The organism is Arthrobacter sp. FX8, assembly GCF_026723805.1.
GTDB lineage: Bacteria > Actinomycetota > Actinomycetes > Actinomycetales > Micrococcaceae > Arthrobacter.
The window spans coordinates 4131260-4151936 of the sequence record NZ_CP113505.1 but is presented as its reverse complement, the minus strand read 5'-3'; the positions used below and the strand labels follow the sequence as shown (position 1 = coordinate 4151936).

Annotated in this window: 17 protein-coding genes and 1 pseudogene; 7 read left to right on the top strand and 11 right to left on the bottom strand. The window is 66.0% G+C overall.

Annotation, left to right across the window (positions count from 1 at the left end; translation table 11 throughout):
- Window positions 1-39: 39 nt before the first annotated feature.
- Together OUO20_RS19490 and OUO20_RS19485 are read right to left on the bottom strand one after the other, a co-directional pair.
- Window positions 40-1689 carry an amidohydrolase gene (locus OUO20_RS19490; RefSeq protein ID WP_268003472.1) on the bottom strand — a complete coding sequence of 550 codons (1650 nt, stop codon included), beginning with the start codon at window positions 1687-1689 and terminating at the stop codon, window positions 40-42.
- A gap of 1 nt (window position 1690) precedes the next feature.
- Window positions 1691-3025, bottom strand: coding sequence for an APC family permease (locus tag OUO20_RS19485; RefSeq protein ID WP_268002456.1), 1335 nt, complete (start codon window positions 3023-3025; stop codon window positions 1691-1693).
- 274 nt (window positions 3026-3299) lie between these two features.
- Here OUO20_RS19485 and OUO20_RS19480 point away from each other — a divergent pair, with 274 nt between their 5' ends.
- Window positions 3300-3908, top strand: a complete 609-nt coding sequence (locus tag OUO20_RS19480; protein WP_018770885.1) for a TetR/AcrR family transcriptional regulator — start codon at window positions 3300-3302, stop codon at window positions 3906-3908.
- 24 nt (window positions 3909-3932) lie between these two features.
- Here OUO20_RS19480 and OUO20_RS19475 read toward each other — a convergent pair whose 3' ends face one another.
- The 4 genes and pseudogenes from OUO20_RS19475 to OUO20_RS19460 form a co-directional block, all read right to left on the bottom strand.
- Window positions 3933-4424, bottom strand: coding sequence for an RpiB/LacA/LacB family sugar-phosphate isomerase (locus OUO20_RS19475; RefSeq protein ID WP_026266011.1), 492 nt, complete (start codon window positions 4422-4424; stop codon window positions 3933-3935).
- Window positions 4424-6172 (bottom strand): dihydroxyacetone kinase family protein, encoded by a 1749-nt coding sequence (locus OUO20_RS19470; RefSeq protein WP_268002455.1) that lies wholly within the window; start codon window positions 6170-6172, stop codon window positions 4424-4426. The genes OUO20_RS19475 and OUO20_RS19470 overlap by 1 nt, the downstream gene beginning before the upstream one ends.
- Window positions 6173-6214: 42 nt before the next feature.
- On the bottom strand, window positions 6215-6988 hold the full coding sequence (locus tag OUO20_RS19465; RefSeq protein ID WP_268002454.1) for an SDR family NAD(P)-dependent oxidoreductase: 774 nt from the start codon (window positions 6986-6988) through the stop codon (window positions 6215-6217).
- 25 nt (window positions 6989-7013) lie between these two features.
- Window positions 7014-7837 (bottom strand): annotated as a pseudogene (locus OUO20_RS19460) (sugar phosphate isomerase/epimerase family protein).
- A gap of 186 nt (window positions 7838-8023) precedes the next feature.
- Between OUO20_RS19460 and OUO20_RS19455 the strand changes: the two are divergent.
- The 5 genes from OUO20_RS19455 (at window position 8024) to OUO20_RS19435 (ending at window position 12641) form a co-directional block, all read left to right on the top strand.
- Entirely contained in the window at window positions 8024-9361 is a 1338-nt protein-coding gene (locus OUO20_RS19455) for an MFS transporter (protein WP_018770890.1), read from the top strand.
- Between the two features lie 36 nt (window positions 9362-9397).
- Window positions 9398-10294 carry a transketolase gene (locus OUO20_RS19450; RefSeq protein WP_134165267.1) on the top strand — a complete coding sequence of 299 codons (897 nt, stop codon included), beginning with the start codon at window positions 9398-9400 and terminating at the stop codon, window positions 10292-10294.
- A complete protein-coding gene (locus tag OUO20_RS19445) occupies window positions 10291-11310 on the top strand; it encodes a transketolase family protein (RefSeq protein WP_018770892.1) in 1020 nt (339 codons plus the stop codon). Before OUO20_RS19450 ends, OUO20_RS19445 begins: the two co-directional genes overlap by 4 nt.
- Window positions 11311-11432: 122 nt before the next feature.
- Entirely contained in the window at window positions 11433-12092 is a 660-nt protein-coding gene (locus tag OUO20_RS19440; RefSeq protein WP_018770893.1) for a GntR family transcriptional regulator, read from the top strand.
- A gap of 99 nt (window positions 12093-12191) precedes the next feature.
- The gene (locus tag OUO20_RS19435) at window positions 12192-12641 is read left to right on the top strand and encodes a DapH/DapD/GlmU-related protein (protein ID WP_144600956.1); all 450 of its coding nucleotides are present in this window, start codon (window positions 12192-12194) and stop codon (window positions 12639-12641) included.
- Window positions 12642-12687: 46 nt separating this feature from the next.
- Here the strand turns inward: OUO20_RS19435 and OUO20_RS19430 are convergent, their stop codons facing one another.
- Genes OUO20_RS19430 through OUO20_RS19410 form a run of 5 tightly spaced genes read right to left on the bottom strand, consistent with a single transcriptional unit; the run spans window position 12688 to window position 18422 of the window.
- On the bottom strand, window positions 12688-13740 hold the full coding sequence (locus tag OUO20_RS19430) for a LacI family DNA-binding transcriptional regulator (RefSeq protein WP_268002453.1): 1053 nt from the start codon (window positions 13738-13740) through the stop codon (window positions 12688-12690).
- Window positions 13740-15224 carry a glycoside hydrolase family 1 protein gene (locus tag OUO20_RS19425; protein WP_268002452.1) on the bottom strand — a complete coding sequence of 495 codons (1485 nt, stop codon included), beginning with the start codon at window positions 15222-15224 and terminating at the stop codon, window positions 13740-13742. Before OUO20_RS19425 ends, OUO20_RS19430 begins: the two co-directional genes overlap by 1 nt.
- Window positions 15221-16138, bottom strand: a complete 918-nt coding sequence (locus tag OUO20_RS19420) for a carbohydrate ABC transporter permease (RefSeq protein ID WP_268002451.1) — start codon at window positions 16136-16138, stop codon at window positions 15221-15223. Before OUO20_RS19420 ends, OUO20_RS19425 begins: the two co-directional genes overlap by 4 nt.
- Window positions 16135-17127, bottom strand: a complete 993-nt coding sequence (locus OUO20_RS19415; protein ID WP_056388319.1) for a carbohydrate ABC transporter permease — start codon at window positions 17125-17127, stop codon at window positions 16135-16137. The genes OUO20_RS19420 and OUO20_RS19415 overlap by 4 nt, the downstream gene beginning before the upstream one ends.
- Window positions 17128-17129: 2 nt before the next feature.
- Window positions 17130-18422 (bottom strand): ABC transporter substrate-binding protein, encoded by a 1293-nt coding sequence (locus tag OUO20_RS19410; protein WP_018770899.1) that lies wholly within the window; start codon window positions 18420-18422, stop codon window positions 17130-17132.
- A 543-nt stretch (window positions 18423-18965) separates the two neighbouring features.
- Here OUO20_RS19410 and OUO20_RS19405 point away from each other — a divergent pair.
- Window positions 18966-20669 carry an adenylyl cyclase gene (locus OUO20_RS19405; protein ID WP_442781100.1) on the top strand — a complete coding sequence of 568 codons (1704 nt, stop codon included), beginning with the start codon at window positions 18966-18968 and terminating at the stop codon, window positions 20667-20669.
- Window positions 20670-20677 lie beyond the last annotated feature (8 nt).

The window sequence follows — 20677 nt, the reverse complement described above, 5'->3', positions numbered from 1 at the left end:
GGGGCTGGGGCAAAACCCCTGGGGCAAAATCCGCCGCCGCTAGCCGGCGACGCCCACGGAACAGTGCTGCAGCAGGCCGTTCACCACAGTGGCCAGCACGTGACCCTGCGCCAGCTCATCAGGGGCCGTTGACAGTGGATCAACGTCGAAAACGGTGAAATCAGCGCGCTTGCCCACCGTTACCGAGCCCGATACCGTCCGCTCCCCTGCAGCTTCGGCCGCGTGCGAGGTGTAGCCTTCCAGCGCCTGGCGTGCTGTGAGCGCCTGGCCCGGCACAATCGGCTGTTCATCCGGGTGGCCCGACCGCCGCCGAAGTTGCGCGTCTGCGAGGATCGGAAGGGGCGGAAAGGGGGCGACAGGCCAATCGGAGCCAAGCGCGAGCGTTACGCCTGCGGACCGGAGGTCAGCGGACCGCCATCCACGGTCCGCCCGTTCTTTTCCCAACCGCCTTGACCAGTTGTCCGTCTGGTCCGCGCGCGAATAGTGGGTGCAGTGGCTGGGCTGCATGCTGGCGATCAGGCCGGAACCGGCGAACCTTTGGATGAGTCCGTCCGGGACCGTTTCAAGGTGCTCGATCCGGTGCGGAGCCCGGGGCAGGTCCGCCGGAAGATCCTCGAACGCTGCCAGCACTGCCGCCACGCCGGCGTCACCGATGGCATGGGTTGCGGTGGGAATGCCCTGGCTTGCGAAGAACCTGATGGCCCGGTTGTACTCCTCCGGGCTTGGCCAAAAGGGTGCGACGGACTGGCCGTGGCTGTCGGGCTCAAAAAGCCAGGCCGTGCCGTTGTCCACCGTGCCGTCCACGAACAGCTTGATTCCGGCCACTTCCCACCGGGAGCCCCGAGCAGTCCTGACCTGCTCCACCAGCCGCCGCCAGTCGGCCTCCCCGCTTCCCGGCATGCACCATGGCGAAACCCGCACGCGCACCGGCAGGCCCCTGCCGCATCCGGCCAAATCGTTCTCAAGGGCGGCAAGGAGCTCCAGGGTTCCCTCCCCGCAGTCCATGACATGGATGCCTGTCAGGCCTGCCCGGGAGAACGAATCAAAGAGCTCACCCAGCCGGCGCTTCCGTTCCTGGAAAGTCTCCTGGGGCATATGTTTCAGGACCAGGTCCAAAGCCGCGGCTTCGAGCAGGAGACCGGTGGGGTTCCCCCTGCCGTCGCAGACCACTTCGGCTGCCTGGTCGAAGTGCCGTGGCCCGGTGATGCCGGCGGTCTCCAGCGCCGCCGTGCTCGCCAGGGCGGAATGGGCATCGAACAGCCGGATCACGGCCGGGCGGCCGGCCACGACGTCGTCGATCAGCTCCCGGTGCGGCGGCGCTGACCCGAAGGCATTTGGGTCGAGTCCCCAGCCGCGGACCCATTCGCCCGCCGGCGTTGCCGCCGCCTCTGCCCGCAGCAAGGCGCGCACGGCGGCAAGGTCCGTGATGCCGGAGAGGTCGCGGCCGCGTGTCATGTCCAGGCCCATGACGGGGTGGACGTGGCAGTCGACCAACCCCGGGGTAAGGACGGCGTCACCGAAATCGATGACCTCGGCCGGACCCCAGGACTGCGCGTCGTGCCGCGTTCCAACCGCCTGGATGTGCCCGTCCCGGACCGCTACAGCCTGAGGCGCAGGTCCGTTGGGTGTCCCGTCCATGGTGTGGACTGTGCCGGCAAGGATAATGAGGTCAGGATTCATGTCATTCATGTCATTCATGTGCTTCGAAGCTTCCAATGCGGTCAAAGGTGGCAGGACGACGGCGGCGCAGCCACCGGGTGGCCAGCAGGCCCCCGGCGAACACCACAGGCGTAACCAGGATCAGGATGGTGTTGGTCAGGGCGTCGGCCGCGGTAAGGAGTTCGATGTTCAGTGCGATGAGGATGACGACGCCGAAGAGCAGGACCGCTGATACGAGGCTGAGCGGGGCGAGGAGTTTGTTGCGGGCAGCAGCAGGGTTCCGGCGGAGGTACAGGAATGCTGCCACGGACACCAGCCCCTGGAGGCCCACGATGCCGAAGATGCCCGGGGTGTTCACCCAGATCAGGAGCTGCTGGTACGGGTCCGCGTTCAGGATGGCGCAGACAGTGATGACCACCGCTGCTAACAGGGTCTGCAGCTGCCCGGCACGGTGCGGTGACCTGAACCGGTGGTGCGTGCGGCCGAGGAACGCCGGCAGGACCCCGTCCCTGGCCAGCATGTAGACATAGCGGTTGATGGCGTTGTGGAACGCCAGTTGTGATGCGTAGACGCTGGTGACGATCAGGACGTACATGGCAGTTTCAGCCCAGGGTCCCACATACTGCCCTATGGTCTGGAAGAACATCCCGCCGGACAGTTCGCCAGCGGCTTCCACCACCTGGTCGTCGCCAAAGGCCTGGATGACGGCCCAGACGATGAAGGCATAGAACACGGACATGAAGCCCACCGCGATGTACATGGCGCGGGGAACTGACTGATCCGGGTTGCGGGCTTCGGAGCGGTACAACACCGTGGATTCAAAGCCCATGAAGGCGGCGAAGCAGATGCCCAGGATTGCCAGGACGCCAGGTCCAAAGGCCTGCCCGGGGCTGAAGGAGCCCAGGCTGATACCGTGTGCGCCACCGCTGCTGAGGATGCCCACGCCCATCACGCCGAGAATGCCTGTTTCCGCGACCAGGAGGACGCCGAGGACTTTGGCGCCCACGTCGATCCCCCGGTATCCCAGGAACCAGACGGCCGCGACGGCGATGAGGGCAATGGCGGGCCACGGAACCTCAAGCCCAAAGAGGACCTGCAGCATGTCATGCGTCTGGACGGCGAAGAGCCCGTAGACGCCGATCTGGAGGCAGTTGTAGGAGATGATCGCAAGGATGGCGGACGCCAGCCCCACGGTCTTTCCCAAAGAAATCGAGATGTAAGTGTAGAAGCCGCCGGAGGCTTTGACGTGGCGCGTCATCGCCATGAAACCGATGGCGAAGAGGGTCAGGACGATGCCCGCCAGGAGGTAACCGGCAGGGGCGCCGATGCCCGCTACTCCGATCGCCACCGGGGCCACGCCCGCCATCACTGTCAGGGTGCCGCAGCCGAGATCACCAGGAAGGCTATGCCTCCGGTGCCCAGGGCATTGCGCTTGAGTGCGCCATCCACGGACGGCGCAATTGGTTTTGTTTTGGTCTCGGGCACAGCTCTGTCCTTTCCTTGAAGCCCACTTAAACGAAAGGCTTTCGTTTAGTATGGGACCAAGTGGTCCAGAGCACAATAGTTTTGCCGGCACGGGCGGATATGTGTCAGCCCGCTAGGCTGGAGCCGATGTCCAAGAGCTGCAGTGAGGAGAACCGATGGGCCGCCCGCCCCTCCCATTGATTTCCGTGGAGGCCCTCACGACGGCCGCACTTGAACTGGTGGACCAGAGCGGGGATTTCAGCTTTCCCAAACTCGCCAGGAAGATCGGCGTGAGTCAGTCCTCGATCTACAACCACGTCTCGGGACGGGACCAGATCCTGGAACTGCTCAGGCACCGCATCATCACCGAGGAGCCGTATCCGCCGGTGGACCATGAGGACTGGGAAGGTGCCCTGCGGATCCTGATCCGCGCCTACCGGGACGCCTTTGCCCGCCATCCGCGGCTGGCACCCCTGATGGTGCTCCAGTCCATTACCGACCCCGAGGTCATCGGGCTTTACGAGGACCTCGCGCTTGCCTTGGAGGCTGCCGGTTTCCGTGGCCGGGACGTGGTGTCGGCGATTTCCACGATTGACAGCTTTGCGTTGGGCGCGGCCCTGGATCTGGCCGCGCCGGACGTCGTCTGGGATCCGCCGGCGGAGGGCTATCCCACGCTCAAGCGCGCCGTCAGCCATGCCGGCCCTCCGGCGGAGCGCGGCAACCATGCGTTCGACTTCGGGCTCGACGTCATCATCGGAGGGCTCCGCGCGAAGCTGGACGGGTAAGCCCGCCCAGCTTCAGCGCCAGCGCTAGCAGCCCTCAAAGTCGGTGAGGACCTTGACCTTCCCGGCGGAGGCCGACGTCGGATCGAACGTGTAGCCGATCCATTCCTTCGCAAGCCGCCGTGCGAGCTCGATGCCCACCACGCGCTGGCCCATGGTGAGCACCTGGCAGTCGTTGGACAGGATGGAGCGTTCCACGGAGAAGGAGTCGTGGGCAGCGGTGGCGCGGATGCCGTCCACTTTGTTCGCAGCGATCGCCACGCCGATTCCGGTGCCGCAGAAGAGGATGGCCCGGTCAGCGGCACCGTCCCGGATCATCTCGCCGGCTGTGATGCCCACGTAGGGGTAGGGCCTGGTGAAGTCGTCCGGGGCGTCGCTTCGGTTGACGCCGATGTCGAGGACCTCGCTGACCCGGGGGTCGGTGCGCAGGTCCGCCAGGATCTTGTCCTTGTAATCGACGCCGGCCTCGTCCGCGCCGACAATGAGCCGCAGCCCCATGGTGTTTCCTTTCGTTGCCATTACTTCGCTGACGCCTGCACAGTGGCAGCGGTTGCGCGGGTGAAGTGCGGCCCCACCACGGCGAAGACCATCGCCAGGGAGGTTGCACCGGGGTCCGGCGTGCCCAGGCTCTTCTCGGCCAGCGGGCGGGCACGGCCCTTGAGCGGAAGGAGGTCCGCGGTGGCTTCCGCCGCAGCAGCGGACTCCTGCGCGGCCTCCTGCCATGCACGGCCCGTTTCCACGCCCTCGGCCACTGCGCGGCTAAAGGCGGAAGCGAAGGGCAGCAGGGCATCCACCATGGTCTTGTCGCCTGTTTCGGCCTTGCCCAACTGGATGATCCGGTCAGCGAATGCGGTCACGGCTGCCGCAAGGGCACCGGGTTCGGGCGCCGAGGAGTTGCCCAGCGTCTCGCCAAATGCACGCAGCGCCGCTCCCCACAGGACGCCGGAGGTGCCTCCGGCCTTGTCCGCCCAGGCATCACCGGCAGCGGCAAGCACATCCCCGGCGCCGGCCCCGCCGGCCAGGGCATCCGACGCTGCGGCGGCTGCCGCATCCACGCCGCGCACCATTCCACGTCCGTGGTCGCCGTCGCCGGCAATAGCATCCATGCGGCCCAGCCGCTCTTCGGCGTCGTGCAGCGACGAACGGGCGGCGTCAATGGCCGCTACGCAGGCGGCGGCGTACTCGCGGGAGGCGTCCGTGGCGACGAACGAAGCGGCGGCCGCGCCGCCGTCGGACGTTTCCTCGACGCCACGGGTCCCGGACTCCAGGGCCGCGTTGCCACGGCGGTAGGCGGGCGTCTCCGCAGGGGCAACCCACAGCCGCTCAAGTTCCTCATCCAGCCAGGTGACCGTGAGCGAGACGCCGGCCATGTCCAGGCTGGTCACCAACTCGCCCACCTCGGGCATCACCAGCGTGTAGCCGGCCGCGCGGAGCAGCGGCGCCACGGCTCCCCAGAGGACAAAGAGCTCCTCATGCTTCGTGGAGCCGAGGCCGTTGAGGATGACGGCGATGCGCTTGCCGGCGTGAGGTGGCGTTTCAGAGAGCACCCGGGACACCAGTTCCTGCCCGAGGTCCTTCGCCGAAGGCAGGTCCGTGTCGTGCAGGCCGGGCTCGCCGTGGATGCCCAGGCCCAGGCCCATCTGCCCTTCGGGCAGCGTGAACAGCGGTGAGTCGGCGCCCGGGAAGGTGCAGCCGGCAAACGCGCTGCCGATGGTCCGCGTCAGGTCGTTGGCCTTGCGGCCCAGCCGCACCACCTCCGCGAGGTCCGCGCCGTTGTCCGCCGCCGCCCCCATTACCTTGAACACGGTGAAGTCACCGGCGATGCCACGGCGCTTAGCGGATTCCGACGGCGGGGCGCTGGCGATGTCGTCCGTCACCAGGACGTTCTCCACGGGGATGCCCTCGGCGGCCAGGCGTTCGCTGGCCATGCCGAAGTTCATCACGTCGCCGGCGTAGTTGCCGTAGGTGAAGACGACGCCGGCGCCGGACTCGGCGGCCTTGGCCACCGAGTAGGCCTGCTGGGCGGAGGGCGAGGTGAAGATGTTTCCCACCACCGCGCCGTCGGCGAAGCCGGCGCCGACCAGCCCGGCGAAGGCGGGGTAGTGCCCCGAGCCGCCGCCGGCCAGGACGGCGACTTTGGGCTGCGCCGGCCGGTACCGGCGGACAGCGCCACCGGGAACCTGCCGAACCAGGTCGGAGTGGACGTCGCAGAAGCCTGCCAGGGCCTCCTCGGCAAACTCTGAGGGGTCATTGAAGATTTTGGTCATGGGGGTTCTCCGGCATCCGGGGTGGTCTGGGAGCTGTTGCTGCTAGTGGATGTGGCTGCCGCCGTTGATGTCGATGGTGGTGCCGGTGAGGTAGGCGGAGTCCTCGGAGGACAGGAAGGTGATGACGGAGGCCACTTCTTCCGTGGTGGCGTTCCGGCCCAGCGGGATGCCCGCGTTGATGGCGGCTTCCTGCTCCTCGGTGCTGCCCACGCGGATGTTGGTGTCCACGGCACCCGGGGTGATGGCGTTGACGGTGACGCCGGTGGCGCCCAGTTCGCGGGCCAGGGCCTTGGTGAATCCCAGGATGGCTGCCTTGGCGGCGGAGTAGGGGACCTTGCCAAAGACGCCGCCGCCGCGCTGGGCGGAGACGGAGGACATGTTCACGATCCGGCCCCAGCCGTTCTCGATCATTTCCGGCAGGAACGCCTTGGTCACCAGGTAGGTGCCGGTGGCGTTGACGTCCATGACCTTGTGCCACAGCTCAAGGGTGGTCTCCAGGAACGGAACCGGGGAGGTGATGCCGGCGATGTTGGCCAAGGCACCGACGGGCGGGAGGTTGCCGGCGGCCACCTCTGCGGCGACGGCGGCCTTGGCTGCGCTGACGGAGGCTTCGTTGGCGACGTCGATCTCGTGGCCGAAGGCGGGAACGTTGAATTCATTGCCGATTTCGGCTGCGACCTTGGCGGACTTCTCGCCGTCAAGGTCCAGGATGACGATGCCCCAGCCCTCACGGGCGTAGCGGCGGGCGGTGGTGATGCCGATGCCCCGGTCCGAAGTTGCTCCGGTGAGGACGGCGGTGCGCTGGATGGCGGTCATGGTGGTGCTCCTTGGGTTGTTCAGTTCAGATGAGGTCGGTGATGAAGCTTGCAGCCTTGGCGGCGGCGGCCGGGCGTTCGTCATGGGTGACGTCCCGGGTCTCCAGTTCCAGGGAGAAGTGGCCCGTGTAGCCGTCCGCGGCCAGCCGCTTCAGGCCGCCGGCGAAGTCGGCCTCGCCGTTGCCGATGCTGAGGTTGATGTTCCCCGGCACGGCGTCGCGCAGGTGGACATGGCTGATGCGGCCGGGGTGCCGGTCAAGATACGCCTGGACGTCCTCGCCGGCGGCGGTGATGTGGCTGAAGTCCATGACGATTCCGACGCCGGATCCGGCCAGCCGGTCGGCCAGCAGTCCCGCACGTTCCAGGTTCCAGCAGAACCGCAGGAAGTGCAGGGATTCGGTCCAGAGTTCGACGCCGAACTCTGCAGCGCGCCGGCCAGCAGCAGCGAGCTGCGCGGCAATGAGGTCCAGGTCTCCTCGACGCTCCGGACCGGGTTGCGGTCCAGGGCGCCGCAGGGCAGCACCAGGGCTTTGGCCCCGATGTTGGCCGTGAGGGTGAGCAGGGCGTCCAGGTGGCGCCGCCTGGCGTCCTGCCCATCGGCGTCGAGGACTGCGTTCAGGTCCCCGATGTCGCCATTCACTGAACGGACCCGCACACCGGAGGCGACGACTTCCTGCGACACCGCCGCCACGGCGGCCCCGTCAAGTTCGTACGGCACGTGGTCGCAGACCCCGGGCAGGGCGCCCAGATCGATCTCCTCGAAACCAAGACCCTTCATGGTGCCCAGGGCAGTGCCCAGGTCCTGGTGCCGGAAGCTGATGGATGAGCACCCAAGTCTGGAATGGAACATCATTGATCCTTTGAATCGTGCCGAGCGGTAGTGATGGACACCACAGTAGTGGCGTTAACTGTCAACAGTCAACTCTGAAAGTCGACTGTTGACAGTGTAGATGATGTGCGTCACACTGGGTCGTACCAGTTTGTTAACAGTCGACAGCGGCGGACTTCTTCAGCCGCTTTTCGAAAGGGAACCACCATGAGCAAAGATGCTCTGACCATGCGCGGCCCGGTGCACGGCACCAAGGACGCCCGCCGAGTTGCCATCGGATCCGGCGTTGGGGCCGTCATCGAGACGTATGACTTCATCGGCTTCGGCACCGCTGCCGCACTGTACTTCGGCACCGCGTTCTTCCCCGGCAGCGATCCCGTCACCGGCACGCTTGCCTCCTTCGCCACCTTGGGCGTCGGCTTTGCGGCCCGTCCGCTGGGCGGCATCATCGGCGGCCACCTTGGTGACAAGGTGGGCCGCAAGCCCGTCCTGGTTGCCTCGCTGATCCTGATGGGCCTGGCCACGTTCGCCATCGGCCTGCTCCCCACCTACGCAGCGGTGGGGCTGCTTGCCCCCGCACTGCTCGTCTTCGTCCGCATCGTCCAGGGCCTGGCCTTCGGTGCGGAGTGGGGCGGCGCCATCCTGATGAGCTACGAGCACGCCCCCTGGAAATCAAAGGGCAAGTACACCGGGATCGTCCAGGCCGGCTTCCCCGTGGGCCTGCTGCTGGCCAACCTGACCTTCCTCTTCAGCGTCCAGCTCGGCAACGAACTCGCCTGGCGCATCCCGTTCCTCGCCAGCATCCTGCTGGTGATCGTGGGCCTCATCATCCGTTCCAAGGTTCCCGAGTCCCCGGTCTTCGATGAAGTCAAGGACAGCGGCACCATCGTCAAGGCCCCGATCGTCGAGGTCATCAAGACTGACTGGCGCAACATCGTCAAGGGCATCGGCCTGCGCATCGCCGAGACCGCCGGCTACGCCGTCTCCATCACCTACATGATTTCCTACATCAACAGCCAGCACCTGGCGGACAAGAGCCAGACCCTGATCGCCCTCTGCATCGCGTCGGCCATCGGCATCTTCGCCACCCAGGCCTGGGCAGCACTGACGGACCGCATCGGGCGCCGCCCCCTGTACGTCTGGTCCACCGCCTTTGCCGCACTGTTCGCCATCCCGATGTTCCTGCTGGTCAACACCGGCCTGTTCATTGCCATCATCATCACCATCGTGATCTCGTACGCTGTCTGCCAGAACTCGCTCGCCGGTGCCCAGGGCTCGTGGTTCCCCGAGCTCTTCCAGGCCCGCACCCGCGCCTCCGGCGCCAGCCTGGCCTACCAGATCTCCGCCATGGTCTCCGGCTTCACCCCGTTCATCACCACCCTGCTGTTCGTCAGCTTCGGCTGGATGGGCCCGGCACTGCTCTTCGGCGCCTACGCCCTGATCGGCCTCTGGGCCGCCATCGCCACCCGGGAAACCTGGGGCAAGCGCGAACGGGAGCTCGCCGACGAAGCCACCAAAAGCACCCCCAACACCGTCAACGCCTGAATGACCCGCACGCACCAAACGATCACGGAGCCAGTAATGCCTACAGATACAGTCCAGGACAACGCACTGCAGACCGCAGTGACCCCGGAACGTGTGGACAGGATCAGCGCCGCCGCCTACCGGATCCGGCACCACGCCCTGAACATGGGCGAGGTGCAGGGCCAGGGGTACGTGGGCCAGGCACTGGGCGCCGCGGACATGCTCGCCGCCGTCTACGGGGACCAGCTGAAATTCCGCGCGGATGACCCGCACTGGGAGGGCCGGGACCGGTTCCTGCTCTCCACCGGGCACTACGCCATCGGCCACTACGCCGCCCTGGCGGAGGCCGGCATCGTCCCGGTCGAGGAGCTGGAAACCTACGGCTCGGACGACTCGCGGCTGCCCATGTCCGGGATGTCCACCTACACCCCCGGCATGGAAATTTCCGGCGGCTCCCTGGGGCACGGCCTGACCATCGCCGTCGGCATGGCTTTGGGCCTGCGCTACCAGGGCTCAAGCGCCCGGGTGTTCAACTTCCTCTCCGATGGCGAGCTGGACGAGGGCTCCACCTGGGAAGCGGCCATGGGCGCGCACCACCACCAGCTGGGCAACCTCACCGCCATGGTGGACATCAACGCCCTGCAGGCCGACGGCAAGACCGACACCGTGCTCCGGACTGAGCCGGTCACCGAAAAGTGGGAATCGTTCGGCTGGTACACGCAGCGGGTGGACGGGAACGACGTCGGCGCGCTGCTGGCAGCGTTCGACAACGCAGCCGCCCAGGCCGCCGCCGTCGGACGTCCCTCCGTGATCCTGTGCGACACCAAGGTGGGCCGCGGCGTCCCCCTGCTCGAGGACCGCGAAAAGGCGCACTTCATGCGCATCGAAGAAAACGAATGGCAGACCTGCCGCGAGCAGCTCACCGCCGGATATGAAGGAAAGGCTTCAGCATGAGCACCACCACCGAGGCTCCCGATACCGCAGCCGCGGCCAAGCCGAAGCTGAAGACCTCGGCGATGATCGCATCCTTCGCGGACCCGGGACAGAAGACGTCCTCCGCGCCGTTCGGTCACGCCCTGGTCAAGGCCGCGCAGGAGAACGACAGGATCGTGGGCCTGACCGCGGACCTGGGCAAGTACACGGACATGCACATCTTCGCCAAGGCCTTCCCGGAGCGGTTCTTCCAGATGGGCATGGCCGAGCAGCTGCTCTTCGGCGCCGCCGCGGGCCTGGCCGAAACCGGCCTCGTCCCGTTCGCGTCCACCTACTCGGTGTTCGCCGCCCGCCGCGCCTACGACTTCCTCTGCCTGGACGCGGCCGAACCGAACCTGAACGTCAACATCGTGGGCGGCCTGCCCGGCCTGACCACCGGTTACGGCCCAAGCCACCAGGCCACGGAGGACATGGCGATCTTCCGCGGCATGCCCAACCTGACCATCGTGGACCCCTGCGACTCGATCGACATCGAACAGGCAGTGCCGCAGCTCGCCGCCTCCGAAGGACCCACCTACCTGCGCCTGCTGCGCGGCAACGTGCCCACCGTCCTGGACGAGTACGACTACACGTTCGAACTCGGCAAGGCCAAGGTGCTGCGCGGCGGCAACGACGTCGTCTTCATCTCCTCCGGCCTGATGACCATGCGTGCGCTGCAGGCAGCCAAGGCGCTGGCGGCACACAACGTGGACGTCGCCGTCGTGCACACCCCCACCATCAAGCCGTTCGACGCCGAAACCGTCCTCAAGGAGATCAACACCGACCGGCTCGCCGTCACCCTGGAAAACCACTCCGTGGTGGGCGGACTGTTCGAAACCGTCGCCTCCGCCGTCGTCACCGCGGGCCTGGGCAAGCGGGTGGTGCCCGTGGCGCTCCCCGACCAGTTCCTGGACGCCGGCGCCCTGCCCACCCTGCACGAGCGCTACGGGCTGGCCACAGACCGCATCGTCGCCAAGGTCCTGGCCGAACTCGGCTAAAGGCCAGGCACCAGATGGAAAATGCACGGCACCGGTCCTAAGCCGGTGCCGTGCATTCTGCCGTACTATCGAAACTACTACCGACTGTAAACAGTCGACTTATGACATTGAGGACAGAAGCCATGGCCGGACTGACCGCCCCCTTGCTGGGACTGGAAAAGAAGAGCCTGCGCGAGCAGGCGCTCTCGGCGCTGAGGACCGCCATCACCAGCGGAGAACTGGAACCCGGCCGCCACCTGGTGGAAACCGAGCTGTCCGAGATGCTGCAGATCAGCCGCGGCACCCTTCGCGAAGCCCTCCGCCAACTGGAGCAGGAGGGCCTGCTGTCCGCCGGCCCCCGCGGCAGGCTGTCCGTCCGGCACCTGGACGAAAAGGAAATCCGGGACATTTACTCCGTCCGCGCCGCCCTGGAGTCCCTGGCTGCCCGGACCCTGTGCGAACTGCCGGACCGGCAGCAGGTCACCGAATCACTGCACAAGGCCATTGACGCCATGGAGGCCGCGGCCAGCGGCAGCCTTGAGGCGCGGATCGAATCCGATCTCGAATTCCACCGCACGCTGTGCCGGCTCACCGGCAACGAAACACTGCTCCACTCCTGGGAATCCCTGGAGGGCTCCATCCGGATGTCCATCATGTTCGCCGGCCTGGAAAAAGGCGTCAGCAACATGAGCGTGGACCGGCACAAGGACATCGTCGCCGCCATCGACACCGGGGATGCCACCCTGGCCCGCAAGACCATCCTGGAACACATGGACACCGCGGCAGCCAACCTGGTGGCGTAGCTTTCGGCCATCTTTCACATTCCCGTTCGGGAATCCCACGGCACTCCCAGCCGTTAACCTACTGCGCGGTAAATAACCGCGGCGTTAACGAGGGATGGTATGACCGCAAAGTTTGTGTCAGTTGAGGACGACGCCGGCAAGGTCACCCGGTATGCCCGCCACGACAACGGCGGCGGCCTCATTGCACCTGGAGCCATCGTGGCCGACAGCGCCAGGATCGGCTCCATGAGCTATGTGGAACACGGGGCCAGGGTGGGTGCAGGCTGCCGGATTGGACACGGCAGCTGGATCGACCGCGACGCGACGATCGGTGACCGGACGGTGATCGGCGATGGCGTGCGCATTGGCCGGGGCACGGTGATCGGCAACCGGGTCCACATTGGCAGCCACTCAAGGATTGGTTCCAGCGTCCTGATCGAACACGGCGCCCACCTGGACAGCGACAGCACGGTGCCTGACGGCAGCGAGGTCCTCGCCGGGGCCCACTCACGCCTGGCACCGGCCCGGCACCGGCAGCACCGGAAAGTCAAAGGCGGGATAGCCGCCTAACCCGGGGCTGTAGGCTCGCGGGTTACTGGGTGACTGGGTTAATGGGTCACGGGGCGGTGCTCCCGCGCACCACCAGTTCCGCCGGATAGATGACCGGTTCCGATGCCTCTCCGGGATTTCCGATGGCGCTGACCAGAAGCTTTCCTGCCGCAGCAGCCATCTCCACCATGGGATGGGCCACCGTTGTCAGTCCCAGGCCGTTCGCCGCCTGGATGGAATGGTTATCGAAGCCGACAACCGCCACGTCGCCGGGCACACCGCGGCCCGCACTTCGAAGAGTGTCCACGACGCCAAGCGCCATGAGGTCGGACGCAGCGAATATCCCGTCCACCTCAGGCGCCGTGGACAGCAGGTGCTCCGTAGCCTCCGCACCTCCCGCCGTCGTGAAGTCCCCGTGGATGACGGGCCCGGGCTGGAGGCCGGCTTCCCGCAATCCCTGCAGCCAACCTTCCAGGCGGTCGACGGCGGCTGTCATGTCCGTAGGGCCGGCAACAGTTCCGAGCCTGGTGCGGCCGATGCCGGCCAGGTGCCGGGCTGCCAACCGGCCGCCCTCGAAGTTGTCCAGGTCCACGTAGGGAATCCCGGATGCCGTGTCCCACGGCCTGCCGATGAAGACGGTTGGCAGCCCGGTGGCTCCCAGGGTCTCCACCCAGTCGTCCGCCCGGTGATGGGACACCACGATCGCGCCGTCAACGTGACCGCCGCGCAGGTAGCGGATGGTCCGTGCAGAATCGTCCCCTGCCCGGGACATCAGCAGGACCAGCTGCAGGTCCGTATCGCGCAGTGCCTCGTTGACTCCCGTGATCACCGCAGCAAAATAAGGGTCCATCATGACCCTGGCATCAGGTTCAGGGATCACCAGGGCCACCGAACCCGCACGCCGGGTAACCAGGCTCCGCGCAGCACGGTTGGGCGTGTAGCCCAAAGCGACGATCGCGGCGTCGACGGCCGCTTTGGCTTCGGGACTCACCTTCAATCCGCCGTTGATGGCACGGGAGGCAGTAGAGCGGGACACGCCGGCGGCCGACGCCAGGTCCTCCAGCGTTGGACTTGGCCGCCCCGCCCCTGCCGGGGCCGGGCGGCTGGAGTTTGCGTTCATTACACCGACAATACGACACCTTGACCTGTTGCCGGCACGAGGTTGCTGGCCGCCGTCATGGCGTTGCCGGATGCCACCGCCGCGTACCACAAACCGCTCGCTTTCGGGACACGATTCTGGGTTGGATAGTCCACCCGGACCAGGCCGAAGCGCTGATGGTAGCCAAAGGACCATTCAAAGTTGTCCAGCAGGGACCATGCGAGATAGCCGCGGACATCCACGCCGTCTTCGATGGCCCCGTGGACGGCCTGGAGATGGGCTGCGAAGAACCCTAACCGGTCCTGGTCGTCCACGAACCCCGCTTCATTGGGAACATCATTGTAGGCGGCCCCGTTTTCGGTGATGTAGATGGGGATCCCGGCGGGGCCGGTGTAGTCTCCATGCAGCCGGTTGAGCAGGCGCCGCAGCCCCTCCGGCTGGACCTCCCAGCCCATGCCCGTTCTTGGCAGGCCCCTTGGAACCGACCGCGCCCCGTCGGCCGCCACGAAAGGGGAGGACACCGGGCGCGCTGCCTGCCCGGGGACCGACGTCGTCTCCTGCCCCGCCTGTTCCCCGGGGTCCGCCGGGTCCTTCGTGAGGGATTCACCGTGATAGTAGTTGACGCCCAGCAGGTCCAGCGGCGTGGAAATAAGATCCAGGTCACCGTCATGCACCAGGTCAGCCATTCCCAGGTGTGCGACGTCTGCCAGGAGATCGTCCGGATACTCGCCGCGGAACAACGGGTCAAGGAAAATCCTGTTGAACTGCCCGTCGATCCGCCTGGCAGCGTCCCGGTCGCCGGCGCTGCCGGGGTCCCTGGGATCGGCGACCGTCAGGTTCAGGGTGATGCCCAGGGACGTTGAAGCGTCTCGGCGCCGGAGTTCCCGGACCGCCAGGCCGTGGCCCAGCAAAAGGTGGTGTGCCGCAGCAAGGGCTGAACGGGGTTCCTGACGCCCCGGGGCATGGATGCCGGCAGCGTAGCCAAGGAAAGCCGAACACCACGGCTCGTTAAGGGTCGTCCAGATGCGGACCCGGTCCCCCAGCACGCTGTGCATCAGGGCCGCGTACTCGGCGAAACGGTATGCGGTGTCCCGGTTGGCCCAGCCGCCTTTCTCTTCAAGTGCCTGTGGCAGGTCCCAGTGGTAGAGGGTCAGCCATGGCGTGATCCCGGCGGCCAGCAGTTCATCCACCAGGCGGGAGTAGAAGGCGATCCCTTCCGGGTTGGGTGTGACGCCGTCGGGCACGCAGCGCGCCCAGGACGTGGAGAACCGGTACGCCTTCATGTGCAGCTTGCCCATGAGCGCCACGTCCTGCTTGTAGAGCCGGTAGTGGTCGCAGGCCACGTCACCGTTGTGGCCGTCCGCGACGGCACCGGGCAGCCGGGCGAACACATCCCAGATGGAGTCCTCTCGGCCGCCGGTGTGTGCTGCGCCTTCGATCTGATAGGCAGCTGTTGCCGCGCCCCAGAGGAAACCCTCCGGAAATTCAAGTCGGGTGGGACTCATCCTTTGACTGCTCCTTGCATAATTCCAGATACGAGTTGCCGGCCTGCAGCGATAAAGAGGAGCAGGAGCGGGATGGTGGCCAGGACTGCGCCAGCCAGGACCACGGAGTAGTCCACGAAGTGGGCCGCCTGGAGCAGCTGCAGGGCCACCGGAAGGGTGGGGTTCGAAGGGTCAAGGACAATGAATGGCCAGAAGAAGTTCGTCCAGGTGGCCACGAAAGTGAACAACGCGAGCATGGCGGCAGCAGGCCTTGCCGCCGGGAATCCGACGTGCCAGAACGCCTGGATCATGGAAGCACCGTCCATCCTCACAGCTTCAATCAGTTCATCCGGGAGGGCGTCGCGCAGGTACTGGGTCATCCAGAAGACGCCGAATGCGGTAACAACGCCGGGGATGATGACGGCCCAGAGGGATCCGGTCCATCCCAGTTTGGACATCAGGATAAACAGCGGGACTACGCCGAGCTGGGTGGGAACGGCCATGGTTGCGATGACAAACACCAGCAGCGCCTTGCTGCCGCGGAAGCGGAGCTTGGCGAAGGCGAATCCGGCAAGGGTGGAGAACACGACGACGGATGCCGCCGTCACGCAGGAGACCATAAGGCTGTTGCCCATTGCCTTCCAGAACGGAATGCTGTCAAAGACTTTGGCGGCGTTGGCCAGGAAGTTCCCGCCAGGCAGCAGCGGCATGCCGCGGCTCAGTACGGTGTTGTCGTGGCTGCCCACCAGGAAGGACCAATAGAGCGGAAAGAGGGACGCCAGGAGGACAGCGCCCAGGAAGCCGTAGGTGAGGAAGCCGGGCCGGCGGTCACTTCCGTGGCCCGACCTTTGTTTCCGGGTACCTGGCCCGCGCCGCGCTGCTGCCTTGGCCGCCCCTTTCCCGGCGGACTGTTCGATCATGGGAATGGAGCTCACTTGCGGCCTCCGTTGCTTGCGATGCGTTTGGTGATGAGGAAGTTGAGCAGGGCGATCAGCACGATGATCAGGAAGAGCAGCCAGGCCACGGCAGATGCCCTGCCGAAGTTGCGCTGGCCCCAGCCGAGTTCCCAGATGTACATGGTCAGCGTCTGCCACTGCCTGTCCGCTCCGCCCAGGCCGGACTGGTCGAAAACCCGCGGTTCGTCGAAAATCTGAAGACCACCGATGGTGGATGTGATCACCACGAAGATCACCGTTGGCCGCAGCATGGGAACGGTCACGGAAAAGAACTGCCGCAGCCTGCCCGCGCCGTCGATTGTTGCCGCCTCGAACACATCCCGGGGTATGGCCTGCATTGCTGCGAGGAAGATCAGCGCGTTGTAGCCGGTCCAGCGGAAGTTCACCATGGTGGCAATAGCCAGGTGGCTCGCAACGGACTCTGAATGCCACCGGACCGGGTCCAGCCCTGCCGCCGTCAACATCCCGTTAACCAGCCCAAACTGGTCCGCAAAGAGATTGTTGAAGATCAGGCCTACTGCCACCGGCGCCACGACGAAGGGGACCAGGACCCCCATCCGCCAGAACGTCCTCGCCCTCAGGTTCGCGTCCAGCACCGCCGCTATCACCAGGGCGATAACAACCTGGGGAACGGAGGACAGGATGAAGATGCTGAAGGTGTTGCCCACGGCGTTCCAGAAGTAGGGCTGGGCCACGATGAAGGCGTAGTTTTCCAGGCCCGTGAACTTCCCCTGGCCGCCGATGAGGTTCCAGTTGTGCAGGGAAACCCATGCCGTGTATACCAGCGGGAACAGACCGGTGACGGCGAACAGGATAAAGAACGGCGAGATGTAGAGGTAGGGGGACAGCTTTACGTCCCACCTGGAGACCTGCTGCGAGAAGGCCAGGCGCCGGACACTCTTCGCCCCCGCCGGGCGCGGGGACTGTCCCCCGGCGCTTTGGGGCTTGACCCGGTCGGTGACAGTCATGCCTAGAGGGCTTTCACCGCGGCGGCGAACTTCTCCCAGGAGGAGGCGGCGTCGTCGGATTTGTCCACATCCACCCGGGTGAGGGCCTGCTGCATGGCGTCGTTGATGGCAAAGAACTTGGTTCCCTTGAAAGGCGTCACGTCAACGGCCTTGGCGCGTTCGGCGAAGATCCGGCCGGTGGGCGCACCGTTGAAGAACCCGTTCGTCTGGTCCAACAGTTCACTGCTTTCCAGGGCCTTCTTCTGGCTGGGGAAGGTGCCCTTGGCAGTGAATGCCTTGATCTGCTGTTCGGGTGCGGTCAGCCAGCCTGCCAGCTTCTTCGCCTCGGCCTGGTGCGCGCCCTGGGTGGGGACCGTCAGGTAGGACCCGCCCCAGTTTCCGCCGCCGCCGGGGAAGACGTTGGCCACGTCCCAGCCGGCGACCCCCGCCGCGTTGCCCTCGATGACACCGAGCATCCAGCCCGGGCAAAGGGTGGTGGCGAAGGCGCCGGTCTGGAAACCGGAAGCCCAGTCATCGCTCCACTGCTTGAGATGAGCTGACAGCCCGTCCTCGGTGGAGGCTTTGAGGACCTGGTTGTAGGTGTCCCTGACCTTCTGGTTCTCCGTGGCGATGACGGTGCCGTCTTCCTCCTCGTAGACCTTGTCAAGCTGGTTGCTCATGCCCTGGTAGATAGCCCCGGCGGAGTCGAACCAGGCGGACTCCGGCCTGGCGGCCTTGAATGCCTTCCCGGCTTGGAAGTAGCTGTCCCACGTGGTGCCCAGCAGTTTGGCAACTTCCTCACGCTGGGTGGGCAGGCCGGCCTTTTTGAACTGCTCAGCGTTGTAGCAGACGGCCTCAGGGCCGGAGTCGGTCCCGTAGCCAAGAAGCTTGCCGTCGGCGGTTGTGGCGGCCTCGGCCTTCCAGTCCAGCCAGCGACCTTCAACAGCGGGGTCGCTCAGGTCCGCGAAGCGGTCCGGATACTGCAGGAGTTCCGGGAGCCAATCCACCTCTACGGCCTCGATATCGGACAAGCCTGAGCCGGCAGCCAGGCGCGTCGTGAGGTTGTCCCGTGCTTCATTCGTGGTTGCCGCCTTCTTGTGCACGATGGTCACGTTCGGATTCAGGGCTTTGTATTCCTCAAAGAGCGCCTCGTAGCCGAATTCGTTGAACGTGCCGACCGTGAGCGTTACGGGTTCGGATCCCGTTGCACCGTTGACTCCTGCCTTCTCGGGCGATGAGGAACCGCACGCGGTCAACGACAGGGCAAGGCACGCGGCGGCAGCCGAAAGCACGGAGAACTTGCTGGGGTTTTTCACAGGGGAAGACTCCTTCGTCAGAAATGCCCCATTGGTCCGATGGACGGTGGGGCTGGGGAGCGGTGGGGACGGGTCGGAGGCCGATCCGTGGTGGGAGCGCTCTCACCAAATGGTGTCCCAACTCACAGATGGTTGTCAAGGCGAGGTAGGAGCGCTCCCATATGCCCTTGTCGACACCCCGTTGCGGTGTTAGGCTTCCCCGACGAGAGCGCTCCCACGGCCGCGTCTTTTCGCCGCCCACATCCGTCTCGACGAATCCCACCGACGAACAGGACCAGCAATGCCGCTAGCCCACCTGCCCCAACCGCCGCGCGCCGAAAGGCCCAACGGCCCGCAACCGCGGCGAATGAAAAGCCCCCTCAGACACGTCACCGGCACGGCGGTCCTCCTGGCCGGCCTGATAGGCAGCGGAGGAGGAATGGCCGTCGCGTCGCCCGCCGCACCACAGGCATGGGCCCCGACCCAGGCAGCCGCGCCCCAGGCCCCCTGCCGGCCGCGATCCCGGCTCCTCCACAGGCGACGCAACACCCCTTCGGACCCAATGTGTACGTCTTCGACCCCAGCATGCCGGTGGCCCGGATCCAGGCAACGGTGGACTCCATCGCGGCGCAGCAGGTGGACGACGAAATGGGGACCAAACGCTATTCCCTGTTGTTCAAACCCGGCACCTATGGAACCCCGGAGCAGCCGCTGATTGTCCAGGTGGGCTACTCCACGGAGGTTGCGGGGCTGGGTGCTGCACCCACCGACGTCACCATCAACGGGCACGTGGACGTCTACAACCGCTGCCTGTCCGCGGACAACTGCATCGCGCTGAACAACTTCTGGCGTTCGCTGTCCAACCTCACCATCAACGTCACCGGACTTGAAGGCTGCCGCAGCTCGGCGAACTTCTGGGCGGCTTCGCAGGCCTCACCCATGCGGCGGATCAACATCACCGGCGGCAACCTTTCCCTCATGGACTACTGCACGGCAGGGCCGCAGTACGCCAGTGGCGGCTTCATCGCGGATTCAAAGACGGGCGCCGTCATCAACGGCTCACAGCAGCAGTACCTGGTCCGCAACAGCAGCATCGGCAGCTGGTCCAACGGAGTGTGGAACCAGGTGTTCTCGGGCGTAAACGGGGCGCCTCCGCAGTCCTTCCCGAACCCGCCGTACACCACCCTGGCCGCCACGCCGATCAGCCGCGAGAAGCCGTACCTGACGTTGGATCAGGCCGGCCAGTACAACGTGTTCCTGCCCGCCGTCCGCCAGGACTCTGCCGGGACCACGTGGGAAAACGGTCCCACAGAGGGCCGCAGCATCCCCTTGGCCGACTTCTATGTCGCGAAGCCCGGCGATTCAGTGCAGGCCATCAACTCCCAGCTGGCCAGGGGAAAGCACCTCCTCCTGACCCCGGGGGTGTACGACGTTGACCAAAGCATCGAGGTCAAGCGGGCAGGAACCGTCGTTCTCGGGCTGGGCATGGCAACCCTCACCGCCGTCAACGGAGCGGTCCCCTTGACGGTGGCGGATGTCCCTGGTGTCGACGTCGCCGCCGTCACCATAGATGCCGGAGAGATGGAGTCACCTGCCCTGATGCGCGTCGGCAAGGCCCGCCAGGGCGCAGGGAGCGGGCCGGCCAACTCCGCCGCCCTCAGTGATCCGGCCAACCCCACCACGCTCCATGACGTGTTCTTCCGCATCGGCGGCCCGCATGTTGGCAAGGCTTCGGTCAGCCTGGAAGTCAACAGCGACAACGTCCTCCTGGACCACATCTGGGCCTGGCGCGCCGACCATGGGAACGGCGTCGGCTGGACCACCAACACCGGCGCGAACGGCGTGATCGTCAACGGCAACAACGTCACCGCCACGGGCCTGTTCGTGGAGCACTACCAGCAGTACAACGTCATCTGGAACGGCGACGGCGGCAAGACCGTCTGCTTCCAGAATGAGCTCCCCTACGACGCGCCCAACCAGGCAGCGTGGCAGCACGACGGCGTCCTGGGCTGGGCAGGTTACAAGGTGGCAGATTCCGTCAAAACCCACGAGCTGTGGGGCGGCGGCAGCTACGTGTACAACAACGTGGATCCAACCATCCACGCCACCCGTGGCTTTGAGGTTCCGGTAACGCCGGGTGTGAGGCTGCACAGCCTTTTGACGGTGAACCTCGGCGCGGGAACGCTGGACCACGTGGTCAATGACACCGGCGCACCGGTGTCAACCGACGCCGTCGGAGTTCCCAGCTACGTAGCCGACTTCGGCTAAAGAACCCC

Coding starts and splice junctions, on each gene's coding strand:
- OUO20_RS19490 (WP_268003472.1), bottom strand. CDS start 1,689: ATGAATGACATGAATCCTGACCTCATTATCCTTGCCGGCACAGTCCAC.
- OUO20_RS19485 (WP_268002456.1), bottom strand. CDS start 3,025: ATGGCGGGCGTGGCCCCGGTGGCGATCGGAGTAGCGGGCATCGGCGCC.
- OUO20_RS19480 (WP_018770885.1), top strand. CDS start 3,300: ATGGGCCGCCCGCCCCTCCCATTGATTTCCGTGGAGGCCCTCACGACG.
- OUO20_RS19475 (WP_026266011.1), bottom strand. CDS start 4,424: ATGGCAACGAAAGGAAACACCATGGGGCTGCGGCTCATTGTCGGCGCG.
- OUO20_RS19470 (WP_268002455.1), bottom strand. CDS start 6,172: ATGACCAAAATCTTCAATGACCCCTCAGAGTTTGCCGAGGAGGCCCTG.
- OUO20_RS19465 (WP_268002454.1), bottom strand. CDS start 6,988: ATGACCGCCATCCAGCGCACCGCCGTCCTCACCGGAGCAACTTCGGAC.
- OUO20_RS19455 (WP_018770890.1), top strand. CDS start 8,024: ATGAGCAAAGATGCTCTGACCATGCGCGGCCCGGTGCACGGCACCAAG.
- OUO20_RS19450 (WP_134165267.1), top strand. CDS start 9,398: ATGCCTACAGATACAGTCCAGGACAACGCACTGCAGACCGCAGTGACC.
- OUO20_RS19445 (WP_018770892.1), top strand. CDS start 10,291: ATGAGCACCACCACCGAGGCTCCCGATACCGCAGCCGCGGCCAAGCCG.
- OUO20_RS19440 (WP_018770893.1), top strand. CDS start 11,433: ATGGCCGGACTGACCGCCCCCTTGCTGGGACTGGAAAAGAAGAGCCTG.
- OUO20_RS19435 (WP_144600956.1), top strand. CDS start 12,192: ATGACCGCAAAGTTTGTGTCAGTTGAGGACGACGCCGGCAAGGTCACC.
- OUO20_RS19430 (WP_268002453.1), bottom strand. CDS start 13,740: ATGAACGCAAACTCCAGCCGCCCGGCCCCGGCAGGGGCGGGGCGGCCA.
- OUO20_RS19425 (WP_268002452.1), bottom strand. CDS start 15,224: ATGAGTCCCACCCGACTTGAATTTCCGGAGGGTTTCCTCTGGGGCGCG.
- OUO20_RS19415 (WP_056388319.1), bottom strand. CDS start 17,127: ATGACTGTCACCGACCGGGTCAAGCCCCAAAGCGCCGGGGGACAGTCC.